Source organism: Amycolatopsis sp. NPDC101161 (genome assembly GCF_044768185.1).
Classification (GTDB): domain Bacteria; phylum Actinomycetota; class Actinomycetes; order Mycobacteriales; family Pseudonocardiaceae; genus Amycolatopsis.
In genome coordinates, this window is the sequence record NZ_JBIWPI010000002.1 from 597,452 (window position 1) to 615,909 (window position 18,458).

The 18,458-nt window shown below is 71.5% G+C and carries 12 protein-coding genes; 8 read left to right on the top strand and 4 right to left on the bottom strand.

All coding sequences use genetic code 11. From position 1 onward, the window contains the following. Positions 1–11: 11 nt before the first annotated feature. From ACIRSS_RS13945 to ACIRSS_RS13960, 4 genes are all read left to right on the top strand, one after another. Positions 12–1,028, top strand: a complete 1,017-nt coding sequence (locus tag ACIRSS_RS13945; RefSeq protein WP_400894471.1) for an ABC transporter ATP-binding protein — start codon at positions 12–14, stop codon at positions 1,026–1,028. Further along, positions 1,028–1,912, top strand: coding sequence for an ABC transporter permease (locus ACIRSS_RS13950; protein WP_400894473.1), 885 nt, complete (start codon positions 1,028–1,030; stop codon positions 1,910–1,912). The genes ACIRSS_RS13945 and ACIRSS_RS13950 overlap by 1 nt, the downstream gene beginning before the upstream one ends. A 95-nt stretch (positions 1,913–2,007) precedes the next feature. Then, complete coding sequence (locus ACIRSS_RS13955) at positions 2,008–5,754, top strand: ABC transporter ATP-binding protein (protein ID WP_400894475.1); 3,747 nt, start codon at positions 2,008–2,010, stop codon at positions 5,752–5,754. A 50-nt stretch (positions 5,755–5,804) separates the two neighbouring features. Next, positions 5,805–6,410: a DUF4291 domain-containing protein gene (locus ACIRSS_RS13960; protein ID WP_400894477.1), complete on the top strand. Its 606-nt coding sequence runs from the start codon at positions 5,805–5,807 to the stop codon at positions 6,408–6,410. On the opposite strand, the gene ACIRSS_RS13965 is transcribed toward ACIRSS_RS13960, so the two are convergent. After that, the gene (locus tag ACIRSS_RS13965; RefSeq protein ID WP_364453130.1) at positions 6,407–6,679 is read right to left on the bottom strand and encodes a hypothetical protein; all 273 of its coding nucleotides are present in this window, start codon (positions 6,677–6,679) and stop codon (positions 6,407–6,409) included. The genes ACIRSS_RS13960 and ACIRSS_RS13965 overlap by 4 nt on opposite strands. A gap of 258 nt (positions 6,680–6,937) precedes the next feature. Between ACIRSS_RS13965 and ACIRSS_RS13970 the strand changes: the two genes are divergently transcribed. After that, positions 6,938–10,642: a multifunctional oxoglutarate decarboxylase/oxoglutarate dehydrogenase thiamine pyrophosphate-binding subunit/dihydrolipoyllysine-residue succinyltransferase subunit gene (locus tag ACIRSS_RS13970; protein ID WP_400894479.1), complete on the top strand. Its 3,705-nt coding sequence runs from the start codon at positions 6,938–6,940 to the stop codon at positions 10,640–10,642. A 56-nt stretch (positions 10,643–10,698) separates the two neighbouring features. Here ACIRSS_RS13970 and ACIRSS_RS13975 read toward each other — a convergent pair whose 3' ends face one another. Both ACIRSS_RS13975 and ACIRSS_RS13980 read right to left on the bottom strand, forming a co-directional pair. Continuing rightward, complete coding sequence (locus ACIRSS_RS13975; protein ID WP_400894481.1) at positions 10,699–13,959, bottom strand: CHAT domain-containing protein; 3,261 nt, start codon at positions 13,957–13,959, stop codon at positions 10,699–10,701. After that, positions 13,956–15,005, bottom strand: coding sequence for a hypothetical protein (locus ACIRSS_RS13980; RefSeq protein WP_400894483.1), 1,050 nt, complete (start codon positions 15,003–15,005; stop codon positions 13,956–13,958). Before ACIRSS_RS13980 ends, ACIRSS_RS13975 begins: the two co-directional genes overlap by 4 nt. Positions 15,006–15,094: 89 nt before the next feature. On the opposite strand from ACIRSS_RS13980, the gene ACIRSS_RS13985 reads away from it, so the two are divergent. Next, positions 15,095–15,613 carry a GNAT family N-acetyltransferase gene (locus ACIRSS_RS13985; RefSeq protein ID WP_400894485.1) on the top strand — a complete coding sequence of 173 codons (519 nt, stop codon included), beginning with the start codon at positions 15,095–15,097 and terminating at the stop codon, positions 15,611–15,613. Between the two features lie 10 nt (positions 15,614–15,623). Further along, on the top strand, positions 15,624–16,589 hold the full coding sequence (locus ACIRSS_RS13990) for an LLM class flavin-dependent oxidoreductase (protein WP_400894487.1): 966 nt from the start codon (positions 15,624–15,626) through the stop codon (positions 16,587–16,589). 3 nt (positions 16,590–16,592) lie between these two features. Here ACIRSS_RS13990 and ACIRSS_RS13995 read toward each other — a convergent pair whose 3' ends face one another. Continuing rightward, complete coding sequence (locus ACIRSS_RS13995; protein ID WP_400894489.1) at positions 16,593–17,273, bottom strand: TetR/AcrR family transcriptional regulator; 681 nt, start codon at positions 17,271–17,273, stop codon at positions 16,593–16,595. Positions 17,274–17,342: 69 nt separating this feature from the next. Here ACIRSS_RS13995 and ACIRSS_RS14000 point away from each other — a divergent pair, with 69 nt between their 5' ends. Next, positions 17,343–18,452 (top strand): FAD-dependent oxidoreductase, encoded by a 1,110-nt coding sequence (locus tag ACIRSS_RS14000; protein WP_400894491.1) that lies wholly within the window; start codon positions 17,343–17,345, stop codon positions 18,450–18,452. Positions 18,453–18,458 lie beyond the last annotated feature (6 nt).

The window sequence follows — 18,458 nt, forward strand, 5'->3', positions numbered from 1 at the left end:
TAGGGGACGGTATGCACGACGGCAGTGGCCGGATTGTGGTGCAGAACCTGAGCAAGCAGTTCGGCGCGGTGAACGCGGTGCAGAACCTCAGTTTCACGGTCGAGCCGGGTTCGGTGACGGGTTTCCTGGGGCCGAACGGTGCCGGGAAGACGACGACGTTGCGGATGCTGCTCGGGCTGGTGACGCCGACGGCGGGACAGGCGACGATCAACGGGCGTCCGCACTCGCAACTGGGGAACCCGGCGCGGGTGGTGGGTTCGGTGCTGGAGAACGAGGGGTTCCACCCGAGCCGGACGGCGCGCAACCACCTCCGCGTGTACGCGGCGGCGATCGGGGTGCCGGACCAACGGGCGGACCAGGTGCTCGGTCTGGTCGGGCTGGGCAGTGCCGCGGACCGCAAGGCGGGCGGGTTCTCGCTCGGCATGCGGCAGCGGCTCGCGCTGGCGACGGCGTTGCTGGGTGACCCGCAGGTGCTGGTGCTGGACGAGCCGACGAACGGCCTCGACCCCGAAGGCATCCTCTGGCTGCGGAACTTCCTGCGCTCGTACGCGCGGGAGCAGCGCCGGACGGTGCTGGTCTCGAGCCACCTGCTCAACGAGGTCGAGCAGCTGATCGACCAGGTCGTCATCATCAGCCAGGGCGTCACGCGCTACTACGGCTCGCTGGACCAGCTGCGCAAGAGCCAGCAGTCGCGGGTGCTGGTGCAGCCGGCGGATCCGGGCGCGCTCGTGAAAGCGTTGCAGGAGAACGGCATCACCGCCGTCTCGCCGACGCCGGACGGCCGGGTCGCGGTCGCCGGGTCGAGCGTCCAGCAGATCGGCGACCTCGCCGCGAAGGCCGGGATCGCCGTCTACGGGATGCAGGAGGACCACGCCGACCTCGAGCGGATGTTCTTCCAGCTGACGCAGGGCCAGTACACCGGCGGCCCGGGTCAGCCGCCGCAGCCGCAGTACCAGGGTCCGCCGCCGCCCGGCTACCCGCCGTCGGGCCCGCAACAGCAGCAGTACTGGGGAGGACCGCAGCGGTGATGGGCAACCTGATCAAGGCGGAGTTCCGCAAGACGCTCTCGCTCAAGACGTGGTGGGTGCTGCTGATCCCGCTGGCGCTCGTGGCGTTCTGGCTGACGTTCGCGTGGGGCAAGATCACCAACGACTTCGCCGACTTCCTCAGCAGCGACAGCGACGCCCGGCAGGTCACCCGGCTGATCGGCCTGGACCCGAACCAGGTGCCGGTGGGGCTGCTCGCGCTGGCGCACGGCGTGAACATCGCGCAGCTCGTCCCCGGGCTGTTCGGCATCTTCGCGCTGGCCGGTGAGTACCGCAGCAAGACGATCACGACGACCTTCCTGACCGCGCCCAACCGGTTCACGGCCCTGGCCGCGAAGATGCTCACCTACGTCGCGTGGGGCGCGATCTACGGCCTGGTCAGCTTCGGCGTCTCGGCGGTCGCCGTGATGTCGTCGGTCGACTCGGGCCGCTGGCCGTCGGCGGGCCAGTGGCTGGCCGCGCTCGGCGGGACGGTGCTGGCCTCGGTGCTGGTGACGTTGTTCGGCATCGGGTTCGGCGCGGTGCTGCGCAACGTGCCGCTGGCGGTGGTGCTGTTCCTGGTGTGGTTCCTGATCGTGGAGAACGTCCTGGTGATCCTGTTGTGGGGCCAGACGACCCTGCTGGGCGGGATCCTGCCGAACGGCACCGCGAACGGCATCGTCGGCGGGATCGCGGCGGACGCGTTCGGGTTCAACTCGCTCAACTTGCCCGACGACGTCAACTCGGGGGCGCAGCTGCTGCTGCAGTACACGGCCGCGGCGCCCGGCGTGCTCTCGTGGTGGGCCTCGGCGTTGATCTTCTTCGCCTGGACGATGGTCTTCTTCGGCCTGGGCTGGGCGGGCAACCAGAAGCGCGACATCACGTAGTTCACCCGTCCGTGAGGGCCGTCTCGAAGTCTTCGAGACGGCCTTCACGGCTTTCGGGGAAATATTTTGTCGGTGGTGGCGCTTAGTGTTGCAACGTGACCATCGCTCCGCCCCGCTCCCGTCAAGAGCTCCCACCCGCTGAGACCGTCGGCTGGGTCCGCCGGCTGTCCGCCGCGGCCTGGGAGCACCGCGCCATCGTCGTGCTGTCGCTGCTCGCCGCCGTCTTCAGCGTCGGCGTGCAGGCCGCGAGCCCGCTGCTGGTGCGCACGGCGGTCGACGACGCCGTGGCGGGGCGAACCGGTGCGCTGCCCGGGATCGCCGTCTTCCTGGTGTCGCTGCAGCTGGTCGCGTTCGCCACCGCCTTCCTGCGCCGGTACTTCGGCGGGAAGCTCGCCCTCGACGTCCAGCACGATCTGCGCCAGCGCGTCTTCAACGCGGTTTCGCGGCTGGACGGTGGCAAGCAGGACGCGTTGCGCACCGGCCAGGTCGTCTCGCGCGCGATCTCGGACCTGCAGCTGGTCACCGGGATCCTGATGCAGGTCCCGCTTTCGTTCGGCTCGGTGATCTTCGCGCTGCTGTCGTTCGCGGCGATGCTGTGGATGTCGCCGGTGCTGACGTTGATCGCGCTGGTCGTCACGCCCGCGGTCGGCGTCATCATCGCCCGCAGCCGCAAGCGCCTGTTCCCGGCGACGTGGTCGGCGCAGCAGCGCGCGGCCGACGTCGCGCAGCAGGTCGAGGAGACCGTCACCGGCGTGCGGGTGGTCAAGGGCTTCGGCCAGGAGGCGCGGGAGGTCTCGAAGCTCGAAGGGACCGCGCGCAAGCTGTTCGGCGAGCGGCTTCGCGCGGCGAAGCTGTCGGCGGTGCCGACGGCGACGACCGCGGCCCTGCCCGCCGCCGGCCAGGTGGCCGTGCTCGGCATCGGCGGCGTCCTCGCGCTGAACGGCTCGATCACCCTCGGCACCTTCCTCGCCTTCGCGACCTACCTCGCGACGCTGATCGGCCCGGCGCGGATGCTGTCCGGCCTGGTCGTGCAGGCCCAGCTGACCCGCGCGGGCGCCGAGCGCGTCTACGAGCTGATCGACGCGCAACCGGAGGTCGTCGACTCCCCCGACGCGCGGCCGCTGCCGTCCGGGCCGCTCGGCGTCGAACTCGACGACGTCCGCTTCGGCTACACGCGCACCGAACCGGTGCTGGCCGGCCTGTCGGTCACCGCGAACCCGGGCGAAACCCTCGCGCTGGTCGGCACCGCGGGGTCCGGGAAGTCGACGATCTCCTTGCTGCTGCCCCGGTTCTACGACGTGCACGCGGGCTCGGTGCGCGTCGGCGGCCTCGACGTCCGGGACGTGCCGCTGCGGCAGCTGCGGCAGGCGATCGGGGTCGTGTTCGAAGAGGCTTTCCTGTTCTCGTCGTCGATCCGGGAGAACATCGCGTACGGCCGCCCGGACGCGAGCGAAGAAGAGATCGTCGCGGCGGCTCGCGCGGCCGAAGCCGACGAGTTCATCCGCGCCTTGCCCGACGGCTACGACACGCTGGTCGGCGAACGCGGCCTTACGTTGTCAGGCGGCCAGCGGCAACGGCTCGGGCTCGCTCGCGCGCTGATCACCGACCCGCGGATCCTGATCCTCGACGACGCGACGTCGGCCATCGACACCGTCACCGAGGCGGCGATCCACGACACCCTGCGCTCGGTCACCGCGAGCCGCACGACGCTGCTGATCGCGCACCGGCGCTCGACGCTCGCGCTGGCCGACCGGATCGCGGTGCTGGACGAGGGCCGCGTCGTCGACGTCGGCACCGAAGCCGAGCTGATGGCGCGTTGCCCGCTCTTCCGCGAACTCGTCGCGGGCCCGGGCGACGACGTCGAAGAGAAGCACCGCTGCGAAGGCCTCGACTGCGGCCAGGACGGGATCACCCCGGCGCTGTGGCCGCGCGACGAAAGCCGCGACGAGGTCGACGACCTGGCGGACGCGGCGCGGCAACGCAGCGGCGACCCCACCAGTAGCGGGTTCGTCGGCGGGGGCGGCGGCCTCGACGTGCCGCCGACGCCGGAGCTGATCGAAGGCGTGCGCAAGCTTCCCGCCGCGGTGGACGAGCCGAGAATGTCCGATGTGGACGTCACGGCACCCGACCCCGGCTTCCGGCTGGCCCGGCTGCTGCGGCCGGTCCGCTGGCCGCTCGCGCTGGTCATCGGGCTGGTGGCGGCGGACGCGCTGGCGTCGATCGCGCTGCCGGCGCTGTACCAGTTCGGCGTCGACCACGGCGTGAAGCCGGGCATCGAGTGGATGGTGTGGCTGGCCGCCGGGATCGGCGCGCTGGTGATCGCGGCCGACTGGCTGGTCGTGTTCGCGCAGACGCGGCTGACCTCGCGGGTCGGCGAGACGGTGCTGTACGCGCTGCGCGTCCGCAGCTACGCGCACCTGCAACGGCTCGGGCTCGACTACTACGAGCGGGAGCTGTCCGGGAAGATCATGACCCGGATGACGACGGACGTCGACGCGCTGTCGACGTTCCTGCAGACCGGCCTGGCCACCGCGGTGGTCAGCGCGCTGACGCTGGCCGGCATCACGGCGGCGCTACTGGTCACCGACGCCGGGCTGGCAATGTTCGCGCTGGCCATGGTGCCGGTGCTGGCGGTGGCCACGGTGATCTTCCGGCGCGCGGCGTCGAAGGCGTACAACGAGGCCCGCGAACGGGTCAGCGTCGTCAACGCGGACATGCAGGAGAACGTCAGCGGCCTGCGGGTCGCGCAGGCGTACACGCGCGAAGACCGCTCCGCGGAGGCGTTCGCTTCGCGCAGCGACGACTACCGGCGCTCGCGGCTGCGGGCGCAGCGGTACGTCGCGACGTACTTCCCGCTGGTGGCGCTGCTGTCCGACCTGGCGACCACGACGGTGCTGGTGGCGGGCGCGAACCGCGTCTCGGCGGGGACGCTGTCGGCCGGGGTGCTGCTCGCGTTCCTGCTGTACCTGCAGCAGTTCTTCTCGCCGATCCAGCAGCTGTCGTCGGTGTTCGACGGCTACCAGCAGGCCCGCGTCGGCCTGAACCGGATCGGCGACCTGCTGCGGACCCCGACGTCGGTGCCGGCGGCGGAGAACGCCGTCGCGGTGCCGCCGCGGCTGCGCGGGGAGGTCTCGTTCAAGGAGGTCGAGTTCTCCTACGCGGGCGCGGAAGCGAAGGCGCTGGCGGAGTTCTCGCTGGACGTCGCGGCCGGCGAGACGATCGCGCTGGTCGGCGCGACGGGCGCGGGCAAGTCGACGGCGGTGAAGCTGGTGGCGCGCTACTACGACGTCACCGGCGGCGAGGTCCGGATCGACGGCACGGACGTCCGCGAGTACGAGCTCGCCGGGCTGCGGCGCCGGATGGGCGTGGTGCCGCAGGAGGCGCACCTGTTCTCGGGCACGGTGGCGGACAACGTCCGCTACGGCCGCCCGGCGGCGTCGGACGCGGAGGTCGAGGCGGCGGTCCGCGCGGTGGGCGCGTTCGACGGCGTCGCGGCCCTGCCGGCGGGCTTCCTGCAGCCGGTGGGCGAGCGCGGCCGCTCGCTGTCGGCGGGGCAGCGCCAGCTGGTGGCGCTGGCCCGCGCGGAGCTGGTGGACCCGGACGTCCTGCTGCTGGACGAGGCGACGGCGGCCCTGGACCCCTCGACGGAAGCGGCGGTCCTGCGGGCGACGGAGACGGTGGCCCGCCGCCGCACGACGTTCGTGGTGGCCCACCGCCTGGCCACGGCGGCCCGCGCGGACCGCATCGTGGTCCTGGACCACGGCCGCATCGCGGAGACGGGAACGCACGAGGAGCTGCTGGCGGCCGAGGGCCTGTACGCCCGCCTGTGGGCACTGGGCTGAACGCCGAAAGTCCGTGGCCGACGTCACGCCGCACTGGGACCATGGCGGGCATGTTCGAAGAGAACCGGGTCCCCGACCGGCAGATCCGGGCCGCCCAGACCGCGACGACGGTCCGGGTCTACCAGGCCTACTCGCCGTCGATCGCCGACGCCGCGCTCGAGAAGCAGACGTTCGTCGAGCCGTTCAAGCGCGACCGGATGACGTGGATCAAGCCGTCGTTCCGGTGGATGGCCTACCGCTGCGGCTACGGCAAGAAGCCGGGCCAGGAACGCATCCTCGCGATCGACATCACCCGCGAAGGCTTCGAGTGGGCCCTCGCGCACTCCGCTCTGAGCCACCCGCGCCGTGACCAGGCCAAGGACGCCTGGAAGCAGGAGCTCAAGACCAGTCCGGTGCGCATTCAGTGGGACCCGGAGCGAGACCTCCACCACACCGCGCAGAACTTCCGGGCCATCCAGATCGGCCTGAGCGGCGAGGCGGTCGACCACTACGTCGAGGAGTGGATCACCGCCATCACCGACGTCACACCGGTGATGCGCGACATCTCCGGGCTACTGGCCACCGACCAGCTCCACAAGGCCGTCAAGCTCGTGCCCCACGAGCCGCCGTACCCGCTGAGCGAAGACCTCGCCCAGGCCGTGGACGCCACCGGCTAAGGCAGCGCCCGCCACTTCAGCGAACCCATCCCCGCCGCCTCGACGTCGGGGCGGGAGGCCCACCGGACCGTCCCCGGGCGGACGTGCACCCCGGCCCCGACCAGCCAGTCGGGCTCGTCCGGCTCGACCCACTCCATCTCTTCGAAGTCGGCCAGCGTGGGCCACACGGCCGAGCACGAATCACACGTCAGCACGACCGTGCCGGACTCCGTCACCAGCGGCCGCACCAAGCCCTGGTCCCAGAACGAAGGACATTCGACCAGCCACATCCCTCCAGTGGAACCCGCCGCGGTGAACGCCCGACGGCCACCGGGAGAAGCCGGACGAAAGAGACCGCGAACGCTGTACCGGGTCCAGCGCTTAAGGTTCCCTTAGCACATCTTGATCGAGTCAGTGACCGATCCCCTAGTGCGCCACGCCTCACACAGGCCGGTTCCATCACATCGCGGTCACCGAGGGGGTTAGCCTGGTAGGCGCATCAGCGGATTCAAGATCGAGATCGAGACGGATAGAGGCGAGCCCCAGCCGTGTCCAGCAGCAGCCCTGCGTCACAGTTCGGCCCCAACGAGTGGCTGGTCGAAGAGATGTACGACCAGTTCCTCGCCGACCCTTCTTCAGTCGATGCCGCCTGGCACGACTTCTTCGCGGACTTCAAGCCGACGCAGAACGCGCAGGCCAAGGCGGACACGGCCCGGCAGCAGGCCGAGACCAAGCCGGCCACCAACGGCCAGGCGGCGCAGCCGTCGGCCACGGCCGTGCGGAACGCCGAGTCGGCGGCCAAGCAGGCCGCCCCCGCGAAGACGGCCCCCAAGCCGGCCGCGAAGCCGGAGCCGAAGGCGGCCCCGAAGCCCGCCGCCAAGGCGGAGCCGAAGGCCGAGGCCAAGAAGGAAGAGCCGGAGTCGAAGCAGCTGCGCGGCGCCGCGGCGGCCATCGCGAAGAACATGGACGCCTCGCTGAGCGTCCCGACCGCGACCAGCGTGCGCGCGGTCCCGGCGAAGCTGATGGCGGACAACCGCATCGTCATCAACAACCACCTCAAGCGCACGCGCGGTGGCAAGATCTCCTTCACGCACCTCATCGGCTACGCCATGGTCCGGGCGCTGAAGAACTACCCGAACATGAACCGGCACTACCAGCAGATCGACGGCAAGCCGTTCGCGATCACGCCGGAGCACGTCAACTTCGGGCTCGCGATCGACATGAAGGGCAAGGACGGCTCGCGCAACCTCGTCGTGGCTTCGGTGAAGTCCGTCGAGGACATGACGTTCCTGCAGTTCTGGCAGGCCTACGAAGAGATCGTCAAGAAGGCCCGCAACAACAAGCTGACGGCCGACGACTTCTCCGGCACCACGATCTCGCTGACCAACCCCGGCGGCATCGGCACCAACCACTCGGTGCCGCGCCTGCAGGCCGGCCAGGGCGCCATCATCGGCGTCGGCGCCATGCAGTACCCGGCGGCGTTCGAGGGCACCAGCGAGAAGACGCTGGTCGACCTCGGCATCAGCAAGATCATGACGCTGACCTCGACCTACGACCACCGCATCATCCAGGGCGCGGAGTCCGGCGAGTTCCTCAAGCGCATCCACCAGCTGCTGCTCGGCGAAGACGGCTTCTACGACGACGTCTTCACGAGCCTGCGCCTGCCGTACGAGCCGATCCGCTGGGTCGCCGACATCCCCGAGGGCCCGGTCGACAAGACCGCCCGCGTGATCGAGCTGATCGACGCCTTCCGGATGCGCGGCCACCTGATGGCCGACACCGACCCGCTGAACTACCGCCAGCGCAGCCACGCCGACCTGGACGTCCTGTCCCACGGCCTGACGCTCTGGGACCTCGACCGCGAGTTCCCGGTCGGCGGCTTCGCCGGTCAGGAGCGGATGAAGCTGCGCGACATCCTGGGCGTGCTGCGCAACTCCTACTGCCGCACGGTCGGCATCGAGTACACGCACATCCTCGACCCCGAGGAGCGCCGCTGGATCCAGGAGCGCGTCGAGATCCCGCACGAGAAGCCGGATCCCGCGGTCCAGAAGTACGTGCTCTCGAAGCTGAACGCCGCCGAGGCGTTCGAGACGTTCCTGCAGACCAAGTACGTCGGCCAGAAGCGCTTCTCGCTCGAAGGCGGCGAGACGGCGATCCCGCTGCTCGACACGCTGCTGGACAAGGCCGCCGAGCACGAGCTCGACGAGGTCGTCATCGGCATGCCGCACCGCGGCCGGCTGAACGTGCTGGCCAACATCGTCGGCAAGCCGATCTCGCAGATCTTCCAGGAGTTCGAGGGCAACCTCGACCCCGGCCAGGCGCACGGTTCCGGTGACGTGAAGTACCACCTCGGCGCCGAGGGCAAGTACTTCCGCATGTTCGGCGACGGCGAGACGAAGGTGTCGCTGACGGCGAACCCGTCGCACCTGGAGACCGTGGACCCGGTGCTCGAGGGCATCGTCCGCGCGAAGCAGGACCTCCTGGACAAGGGCGGCGAGGGCTACACCGTCCTGCCGGTTCTGATGCACGGCGACGCGGCCTTCGCGGGCCAGGGCGTCGTCGCCGAGACGCTGAACCTGGCGCTGCTGCGCGGGTACCGCACCGGCGGCACCGTGCACGTCATCGTCAACAACCAGGTCGGCTTCACGACCGCGCCGGAGCACTCGCGCTCCTCGCAGTACGCCACCGACGTCGCGAAGATGATCGGCTCGCCGATCTTCCACGTGAACGGCGACGACCCGGAGGCCGCGCACTGGGTGGCCAAGCTGGCCGTCGAGTACCGGCAGGCGTTCCACAAGGACGTCGTCATCGACCTCATCTGCTACCGCCGCCGCGGGCACAACGAGGGCGACGACCCGTCGATGACCCAGCCGGCGATGTACGACATCATCGACACCAAGCGCTCGGTGCGGAAGACCTACACCGAGTCGCTGATCGGCCGCGGCGACATCTCCGTCGAGGAGGCCGAGGCCGCGCTGCGCGACTTCTCGAGCCAGCTGGAGCACGTCTTCAACGAGGTCCGCGAGCTGGAGAAGCACCCGGCGAAGGCCAGCCCCTCGGTCGAGGAAGAGCAGCCGATGCCGGCCAAGGTGCCGACGGCGATCACCACCGAGACGCTGGAGCACATCGGCGACGCGTTCGTGAACGTCCCGGAGGGCTTCACGCCGCACCCGCGCGTCAAGCCGGTCATGGAGCGCCGCCACAAGATGTCGCGCGAAGGCGACATCGACTGGGCCTTCGGCGAGCTGCTCGCGTTCGGGTCGCTGGCGATGGAGGGCCGGCTGGTCCGGCTGTCCGGCCAGGACTCCCGGCGCGGCACGTTCACCCAGCGGCACTCGGTGTTCATCGACCGCAAGACCGGCCAGGAGTACGCGCCGCTGCAGAACCTGGCCGACGGCCAGGGCCGCGTGATGATCTACGACTCGGCGCTGTCGGAGTACGCGGCCGTCGGCTTCGAGTACGGCTACTCGGTGGCCAACCCCGAGTCGCTGGTCATGTGGGAAGCGCAGTTCGGCGACTTCGTCAACGGCGCGCAGACCGTCATCGACGAGTACATCTCCTCCGGCGAGGCCAAGTGGGGCCAGCGCTCGGACGTCGTGCTGCTGCTGCCGCACGGCCACGAGGGCCAGGGCCCGGACCACACCTCCGGCCGCATCGAGCGGTTCCTCTCGCTGTGCGCGGAGGGCTCGATGACGGTGGCGGTGCCGTCCACCCCGGCGAACTACTTCCACCTGCTGCGCCGCCACGCCCTCGACGGGATCCAGCGTCCGCTGATCGTCTTCACGCCGAAGTCGATGCTGCGCAACAAGGCCGCGACGTCGGCGACGAGCGACTTCACCGGCGAAAGCCGCTTCATGTCGGTCATCGACGACACGACGCCGGACCCGGCGAAGATCCGCAAGGTGCTGCTGACCTCCGGGAAGCTGTACTGGGAGCTGGTGGCCGAGCGGACGAAGCGCGAGGCGGACGACGTCGCGATCGTGCGGATCGAGCAGTACTACCCGCTGCCGAAGAAGAAGCTGGTGGCGGCGCTCGAGCGCTACACCAACGCTTCGCAGGTCGCGTGGGTCCAGGAGGAGCCGGAGAACCAGGGCGCGTGGCCGTTCTTCGGGCTCAACCTGCCGCGGAAGTTCCCGGAGCTGTTCGCGAAGCTGGAAGTCGTGTCGCGCCGCCCGATGGCGGCGCCGTCGGCCGGCTCGTCGAAGGTGCACGAGGTCGAGCAGAAGGCGCTGATCTCGAAGGCGTTCGACTGATCGCTTGAGAACGACGAAGGCCTCCTCCCGGTTCGCCGGCGAGGAGGCCTTCGTCGTCAGCCGCCCGAGGTGATCGAGAACGGCGCCCAGTTGACCGCCGCGCGGAACGGCCGCTCCGCGTAACCCGGTCCCAGCGCCCGCTGGCCGGCGATGTCCGCCGCCGCTTCCTCCGCGGACGTAGTCCCGAGCTGCTGACGCCGGTGCCGGCAGGCGGCGAACTCCTCGACGTTCCCCGCCGCCCGGTGCGCCACCGAAAGCAGCGTGTAGGCCAGCGCCAGGTCCAGCTCGCCGACAGCCACGCGGTCGGCCACCCACGTCACGACGTCTCGCGCGCTGGCGCCGGCCACGCGGCGCTGGGCGTCGGTCAACGCCGTGCTGACCGCTTCCGACGACCAGTCGCCGTCCGCGGCGAGCCGGTCGTGGAACCAGAGCATCAGCAACGCCGTCGCGAGGTCCGGGACCGGGCGGAACGTGCTGACCAGCGCCGTCGCGCCCGCGGCGAGCAGGGTGCTCGCGATGCCCGTCAGCTCGTCGCCGGTCCGGACGCGGTGCTTGCCGCTCTGGCAGGACCCGAGCACGACGAGCGCGCCCGACCAGTCCAGCGACGCCAGCCGCGCCAGCGTCACCCGGTCCGGCCCGCCGTCCGGGTGCGCGAGCAGCAGGCCCGACCGTTCGGGCCGGACGTCGTCGAACACGGCGTGGCAGGCCAGGTGCACCAGGCGCGCGGTGCCGTCGAGAGCCCCGGCGAGCCAGTCGAACGTCAGGGCGGCGCCGTGCCTCGCCTCCGCGCCGAGCCGGGCCGCGACGCCCGCCGCCTCCGCCCGCGCGAACGGCAGGTCGCCGAGCGGGTCACCGCCGATGACCAGCGACCGCCGGCGCGTCCACGACTCGCTGTGCGCCGCGCGCAGCAGGGACGCGCTGGGCACCACGAACGTCCCGCGGCGCGGCTCGACACCGCCGTCCGCGCGCGGCACGAGGTGCAGCGACGCCAGGTGCAATACACCGTATGGCGCGATGTACACGTCTGTGCGCACGTCCCCGACGAGCCGCGCCAGCCGCTGGTACACCGGCTGGGCGAGCAGGCGGTCGAGGCCGCGCGGGTCGTCGTCGTTCAGCAGCCGGCGGAACTCGGCGAGGTCCGGGTCGTCGGCCGGGACGACCAGCCGGACCAAGATTTCTCCCGCGGTCACCGTGAAGACGTAGACGCCTCGGTCACCGATGAAGAACTCGAGCAGTGTCCGTGCTCCGCGCAGCGAAAGCAGCGCGCGGACATCCGCGCTGGTGGACGGCGTCGCCAGCCGGTGCAATCGGACATCGGGCGGGAGTCGATCCCAGACGTCCTCGAGCCGGCTGCGGACGTCTTCGATCTCTTTGCCGACGTCGAAGAGCCGGCTGACGCGCTCACGCGGCGAGAGCTCCTCGCCGACTGAGCGCGTACGCAGCCGCACGAGCTGCTGCCAGAGCTGCTCCTCCTCGGCCGCGAGCGGATCGTCCACGACCGGCGGCCGGTCGCGGACGGCCTCCACCAGCGAGCGGGACTTCGCGGCCTGCACCAGCTCGAAGGCCCGCTCGGCGCGCCCGAGGCCGATCGCGACCTCGACGGCCTGCGCGTACGGCGGCTCGACGTACACCCCGAACCGGGCGGCCTCCCCGACCTCGACGGCATCGCGCCGCAGCTCCGAATGGGCCGCGCAGGCGCGTTCCAGCCGCCGCAGCGTCTCCTCGGTCCACTGCCCGTCCGCGAAGGCGAGCCCGCCGAGCACGGTGTTGACGACGAACGCCAGCGCGACGTCCGGAGTCGCCGTCAAAGCCGCTTCGAGCTCCGTGGCGATCTCCGCGGCCTCGTCGCTCTTCCCCTGCCGGAACAGGAAGTGCATCAGCCGGGCGCGCCGGCTCGCGAACCGTCCCGGCATGTCTTCGGCCGACCGCCGCCCGGCTGCGGCGAACCGCCGCAGGTACCGCTCCTCCAGCTCGACGGCGCCGTGCTCGGCCGCGATCCCGGCGGCCACGCCGTCGAGGACACCGCCGTCGACGATGCTCGCGAGCTCTTCGCGCTGCGCCTCCGTCAACTCGACGCCGGGCAGCCGCTCGACGGCCATCCGGTCGCGGACGAACGTCTGCAGCCCGCGCGCCCGCGCCAGCAGCTCGAGCGCTCGCTGCGGCGCGACGTTCTCGCTCCGCCGGCTCAGGCTGCACTGGTTGACCAGGGCGGTCAGCTCGCGCTGGGCGTCGCCGAGCTGGTTCGCGTACTGCTTCGCGCGCTCCAGGTACTGCCACGCCGTTTCGTGGTCGCCCGTCTCCATGTACAGGTAGCCGAGACCGTTCCACACCCGCGGCAGGCAGTGGACGGCACCCAGGTGGTCCCACGCCGCCTCGGCCCGCCGGAGGAGCCGCTCGGCGTCGGCGTACCGGTGCCGGCCCAGCAGCCGTTCCCCTTCGTCGGTGGCGTCGGACGCGGTCGTCGCGAGGAGCCCGATCTCGAGCGCCACGTCGGCGGGGTTCTCTCCCGCGAACTTCTCCTCCGTCCGCTGCTCGATCCGGCGCACCATCTGCTCGTGCCCGGTCGTGTAGCGCTCGACGTCGACGTCGGCGTGCAAGCGGTGGATGAGGTCGTGGGCGTCGACGAAGGCCTGCCTCGCGGCTTCGGCGTCGACGCGGCGGGCCCGCACGGCGAGGTTGTGCAGGGCCACGAACTCGTCGTAGCCCGCGCCGGCCTCGCGGAACATCGCCGCGGCTTCGCGGGTCTTCGCGATCGCGTCTTCGACGCGGCCCTGCCGGAGCAGTTCTTCGGCGAGGTTGTCCGTGGTGATGGCCCGGAGCGCCGGACCCTGCCCCGGGACGGCCAGCGCTTCCTCGTACCGCTCGGCCGCCCGCGGGTCCCCGCGCCGGGACAGCACCGTCGCGTGGTTCTGCAGGGCGGCCCGGTAGCCGTCGGCGTCGCCGGAAGCCTGGGCCGCCTTGACGGCTTCGGCCAGGTACTCGTCCGCCTCGGGCAGCCGGTCGTCGGCCAGTTCCACCAGGCCGAGCCCTTCCAGCGCGGCGCTGGCCGCGTTGAGGTCGTCGAGTTCCCGGGCGATCCCGAACGCGAGCGCGTACGCCCGCCGGGCGTCGTCGAACTGCCGGGCCTGACGCGCGGCCTGGCCCAGCAGCCGGTAGAAGGCGAACACGGCCAGCCGGTCGGCGGACTCGGCCTCCGCGAGCTCGAGCCCGCTCATCAGCGCCCCGTAGGCGTCCTGGTGGCGGCCCTCGCCGAGGAGCCGGTGGACGTGCTGGACCAGACCCAGCAGCTGCAGATCGGCTTCCGTCGGCCCGGTCACGCCCCGGCCGCCCGGAGGATGGCGGCCGGGTCGTCGTCGACGACGGGCGCCGGCTCGGCATCGGCCGTCGTGCCGCGGTACTCGGCCATTTCCAGGTCCGAGAAGCGTTCGACCAGCTCGCCGTACAGCCGCTGGTACTCGGCGAAGAGCACTTCCTGCTGCGGCCGCGTCAGATCGTCGGTGAAGATCGCGCCCGCGGTCTTGCGCCAGCTGCGTTGCGCGGCGCCGAGCTCGCCCGCGATCACCTGCTCCTTCGTCCGCTCCCACAGCGGGTAGAAGGCGAGCTTGCGGTAGTCGTCGCGCTCGGTCTTGGCCTCGACGCTGACGAGGATGAAGTCGTGCTCGGTGTAGGGCACGAGGGTGACGCCGTCGTCGAGCAGCCGGTGCAGCCGCCCGTCGGCGACGCGCAGGGACGCCAGCTCCGCCGCCGACGTCGTGGTGCGCGGCCGGCGCATCACGCAGTAGTTCAGCGGCGCGAAGCCCTTCTGCCACGACCGGTAGGCGCCGACGCGCAGTTCGACGTCGGGCGATTCGAGGAACGACTCGATGCCGCGGATCAGCGACGCCGCCAGCGGCACGGCCCCGGCCAGCCCTCCGAAGCCCACCGCCGCGGCGACGTCTTCGACGACCTTCAGCGAGCGCGCGATCCAGTCGGTGGTCTTGGCCCGGAACAGCGCGACCAGCAGGCTGACTTCGTCGCCTTCGTACGGGACCGGCCCGGCGACCCGGACGTTGGCGATCTCGACGGCGTCGTCGGCACCGGTGACCTGGAACCGGCGCGCGAGCTCGGCGCTGCTGAGCACGGTGGGCACCGCGACGGTGCTCCCCTTGTGGACGAACTCGGTGACGATCGTGCCGAAGGGCAGGTACTCGCGCCACAGCTCGCGTGCGCGGGTCAGCCACATCTGCTGGAGGCGGACTTCGAGGTACACCTGGCCGGGCGCGAACTCCGGCGCCGGTCCGGCGTCCACCGACGGCACCTGCACGGCGACGATGCCTTCGGCCTCCCGCTTGACGACGCGGTCGACCAGTTCCCGAATCCCCATCGTTTCCCCTCGTCCGGTTCTGCCCGAGTTTAGGGGGCGGCGGCGAAATCGGCTTTCGCCCGCAGCGAGTTCGCGGCAGGGTGACGACCATGCTGATCCGCCGCGAGACTCCCGCCGACCGGGCCACCGTGCACGCGATCCACAGCGAAGCCTTCCGGCGCGAACCCGGTGTCACCCCGGTCGAGGCGCCGCTGGTGGACGAGCTGCGCGCGGACGGCGACCTGATCGACGCGCTGTCGCTGGTGGCCGTGCGCGACGGCGAGGTCGTCGGGCACGTGTGCTGCAGCCGGGCCTGCGTCGGTGAGGACACGACGTCCGCGGTCGGGCTGGGCCCGCTCGGCGTGCTGCCCGCGCACCAAGCGAGCGGCGTCGGCTCGGCGCTGGTGCACACGGTGCTCGGCGCCGCGGACGCGCTCGGCTACGGCCTGGTCGTCCTGCTCGGCAGCCCGGGCTACTACTCGCGGTTCGGCTTCGTCACGGCGTCGACGCTCTCGGTCGCATCGCCGGATCCCGCCTGGGGCAAGCACTTCCAGGCCCGCACGCTCACCGGCTACAAACCCACGCAAGCGGGCGCGTTCGAGTACGCGCCGGCGTTCTCCCGGATCTGAGGAGCCTCGCATGTACGCACCGAGCTCGTCCGTCGGCGTCCGCATCAACCGCGAGCAGCACCCGTCGAAGCTGGTCGACCTGGCCCGCCAGGCGGAAGACGCGGGTCTCGACGAAGTCTGGCTGGTCGAAGACTGCTTCTGGGCGGCCGGGATCGCCACGGTCGCGACGGCGCTGGCCGTGACGTCGACGATCAAGGTGGGCATCGGCGTGCTGCCTGCGGTGGCCCGCAACCCGGCGATCGCGGCGATGGAGCTGGCCGCGCTCGCGGAGCTGCACCCCGGCCGGCTGATCGGCGGGCTGGGCCACGGGGTGGCGTCGTGGATGCGCCAGATCGGCGCGTACCCGGCGTCACCACTGGCGGCGCTGGACGAGACGCTGGTGGCGGTCCGGCGCCTGCTGGCGGGCGAGCGAGTTTCGCTGCACGGCCGGCACGTGCACCTGGACGAGGTCGAGCTGGTGTTCCCGCCGGCTTCGGTGCCGCCGGTGCTGGCGGGCGTCCGGCGGCCGAAGTCGTTGTCGGTGGCGGGTTCCTCGGCGGACGGCACGATCCTCGCCGAGCCGTCCCCGCCCGAGTTCGTGCGGACGGCGCTGGCGGGCATCGCCGCCGGCCGGCCCGCCGAGCACGCCTTGGTGACGTACAACTGGCTGGCGCTGGGCGACCGCGAACGCGCGCGGCTCACCGTGGCGGAGTCCCTGACGCCCGGGGCGCGGGTGCAGGTGGCGGACTTGCCGTTCGCCGCCGAGCTGCTGGAGCTGGTGGACTCGGCGTCCACAGTGGACGAACTGGCGGCGGGCCTGCGCCCGGAGTGGCTCGACCGCCTCGCGATCTGCGGCGACCTCGACCAGTGCGTGGCGTCGGTCCGCGCGCTGCACGCGGCCGGCAGCGGTTCGGTGGTGCTGCTCCCGCTGCCGGAGGAACCGCCGGAGCGGGGCATCGAGGACGCGGGCAAGGTCGCGGCGGCGCTGCGCGCCTGACCGTCAGCGCGAGAGGCTCGCCTCGATGCCGTCGAGGAGGTAGCCGAGGCCGATCCGGAAGGTCTCGTTGACGTCCCAGTGGACGGCCTCGCGGATGACCTTCTCCAGCGCCGGGTACCGGCCCGTGGCGAAGGTGCGCTCCAGGTACGGCCCGTAGGTGCGCTGCCATTCGGCCTCGTTCAGCCCGGTGGACCGTTCGGCGCGCCGCTCGGTGATCTCGCGCCGCACCGCGCCGACCACGTACGCGTTGACGGCCTTGACCACCGGCATCACGGCGTCCACGTCGATGCCCTTCAGCCCGGCCAGCACGGCCTCTCCCCGGGCCAGGGCGTGCGGCCCGAGCTGCGGCCGGCCGCCGAGCAGGTCGGCGAACCACTCGTGCCGCTGCGCGGCGCGCCGGGTCAGTTCGGCCAGCGACAGCAGCACCTCCCGCCAGCCGTCGCCGACCGGCCGGATGGTCGCGTAGACGTCGTCGACCATCAGATCGAGCAGCTCTTCCTTCGTGTCGATGTAGCCGTACAGCCGCATCGGCCCGACATCCAGCACGCCGGCGACCTTGCGCAGCGACACCGCCGCCAGGCCGTCCGCGTCCGCCAGCCGGATCGCCGCGCGGACGATCAGCTCCCGGCTCAGCGGAGCCGGCGTCGGCCTGTCCGGCGGCTCCGGCCGTTCCCACACCGTCACGCCGCAGACCATACAGCGCATGGTGCGATACAGTGTATCGAGAGATACAGCGTATCGAAGGGGGACCTCATGACCATCGCCATCATCGGAGCCGGTCCGGGCGGTCTGGCTCTGGCCCGGGTGCTGCACGTCCACGGCATCGAATCCGTCGTCTACGAACGCGAGACCTCGCGCGACGCGCGCGGACAGGGCGGCATGCTGGACATCCACTCCGGACAGCGCGCGCTGCGCGAAGCCGGACTGCTGGACGAGTTCTTCGCGATCGCGCGTGGCGAAGGCCAGGACATGCGGCTCCTGGAGCCGGACGGCACCCTCCTGATCCAGGAGGACACACCGGACGACGCCCCGCTCCTGCGTCCCGAGGTGGATCGCGCCGACCTGCGCGACCTGCTGCTGAATTCGCTGCCCGCCGGCACGGTCCGGTGGGGGCGCGCGTTCGAGTCCGCGGACAACGGCGTCGTGCGTTTCGCCGACGGCAGCAGTGCGGAGTACGACCTGCTGGTCGGCGCGGACGGCGCGCAGTCGCGGGTCCGCGCGCTGGTGACCGACGCCCGTCCGGCGCACACCGGCCAGAACGTCGTCGAGGTCGGCATCCCGGACATCGACCGCACGCACCCGGACCTCGCGGCGATGGTCGGCCGCGGCACCTACTGGGTGATGGGCGACGGCATCTCGCTGGCGGCGCAGCGCAACGGCGACGGCCGCGTCCGCATCGGCGTCAGCTTCTACAACACCGGCGAGGACTGGTTCGCGACGAGCGGAATCCCGTTCGACGACCCGGCCGCCGCCCGGGCGCGGCTGATCGAGCTGCTCCCGGGCTGGGACGCCCGGTTCACCGCCTTGATCGCGGCGAGCGACGACGCGGTCTCCCGGCGGTCGATGACCACGCTCCCGATCGGCCTGACGTGGCCGTCGAAGCCGGACGTGACGCTGCTCGGCGACGCCGCGCACCTGATGCCGGCGGTCGGGGAAGGCGCGAACCAGGCGCTGATCGACGGTGCGGTGCTCGGCCTCGCGGTGGCGGCACACCCGGACGACTACGCCGCGGCCGTCAAGGAGTACGAGGGCGAGATGTTCGACCGCACCAGCGAGGCGGCGAGGATGTCCGCGGACATGCAGGAGATGCTGAGGTCACCGGGCGCGGCGCGGAAACTGCTCGAGTTCTTCCAGCCGAGCTGACTCGCG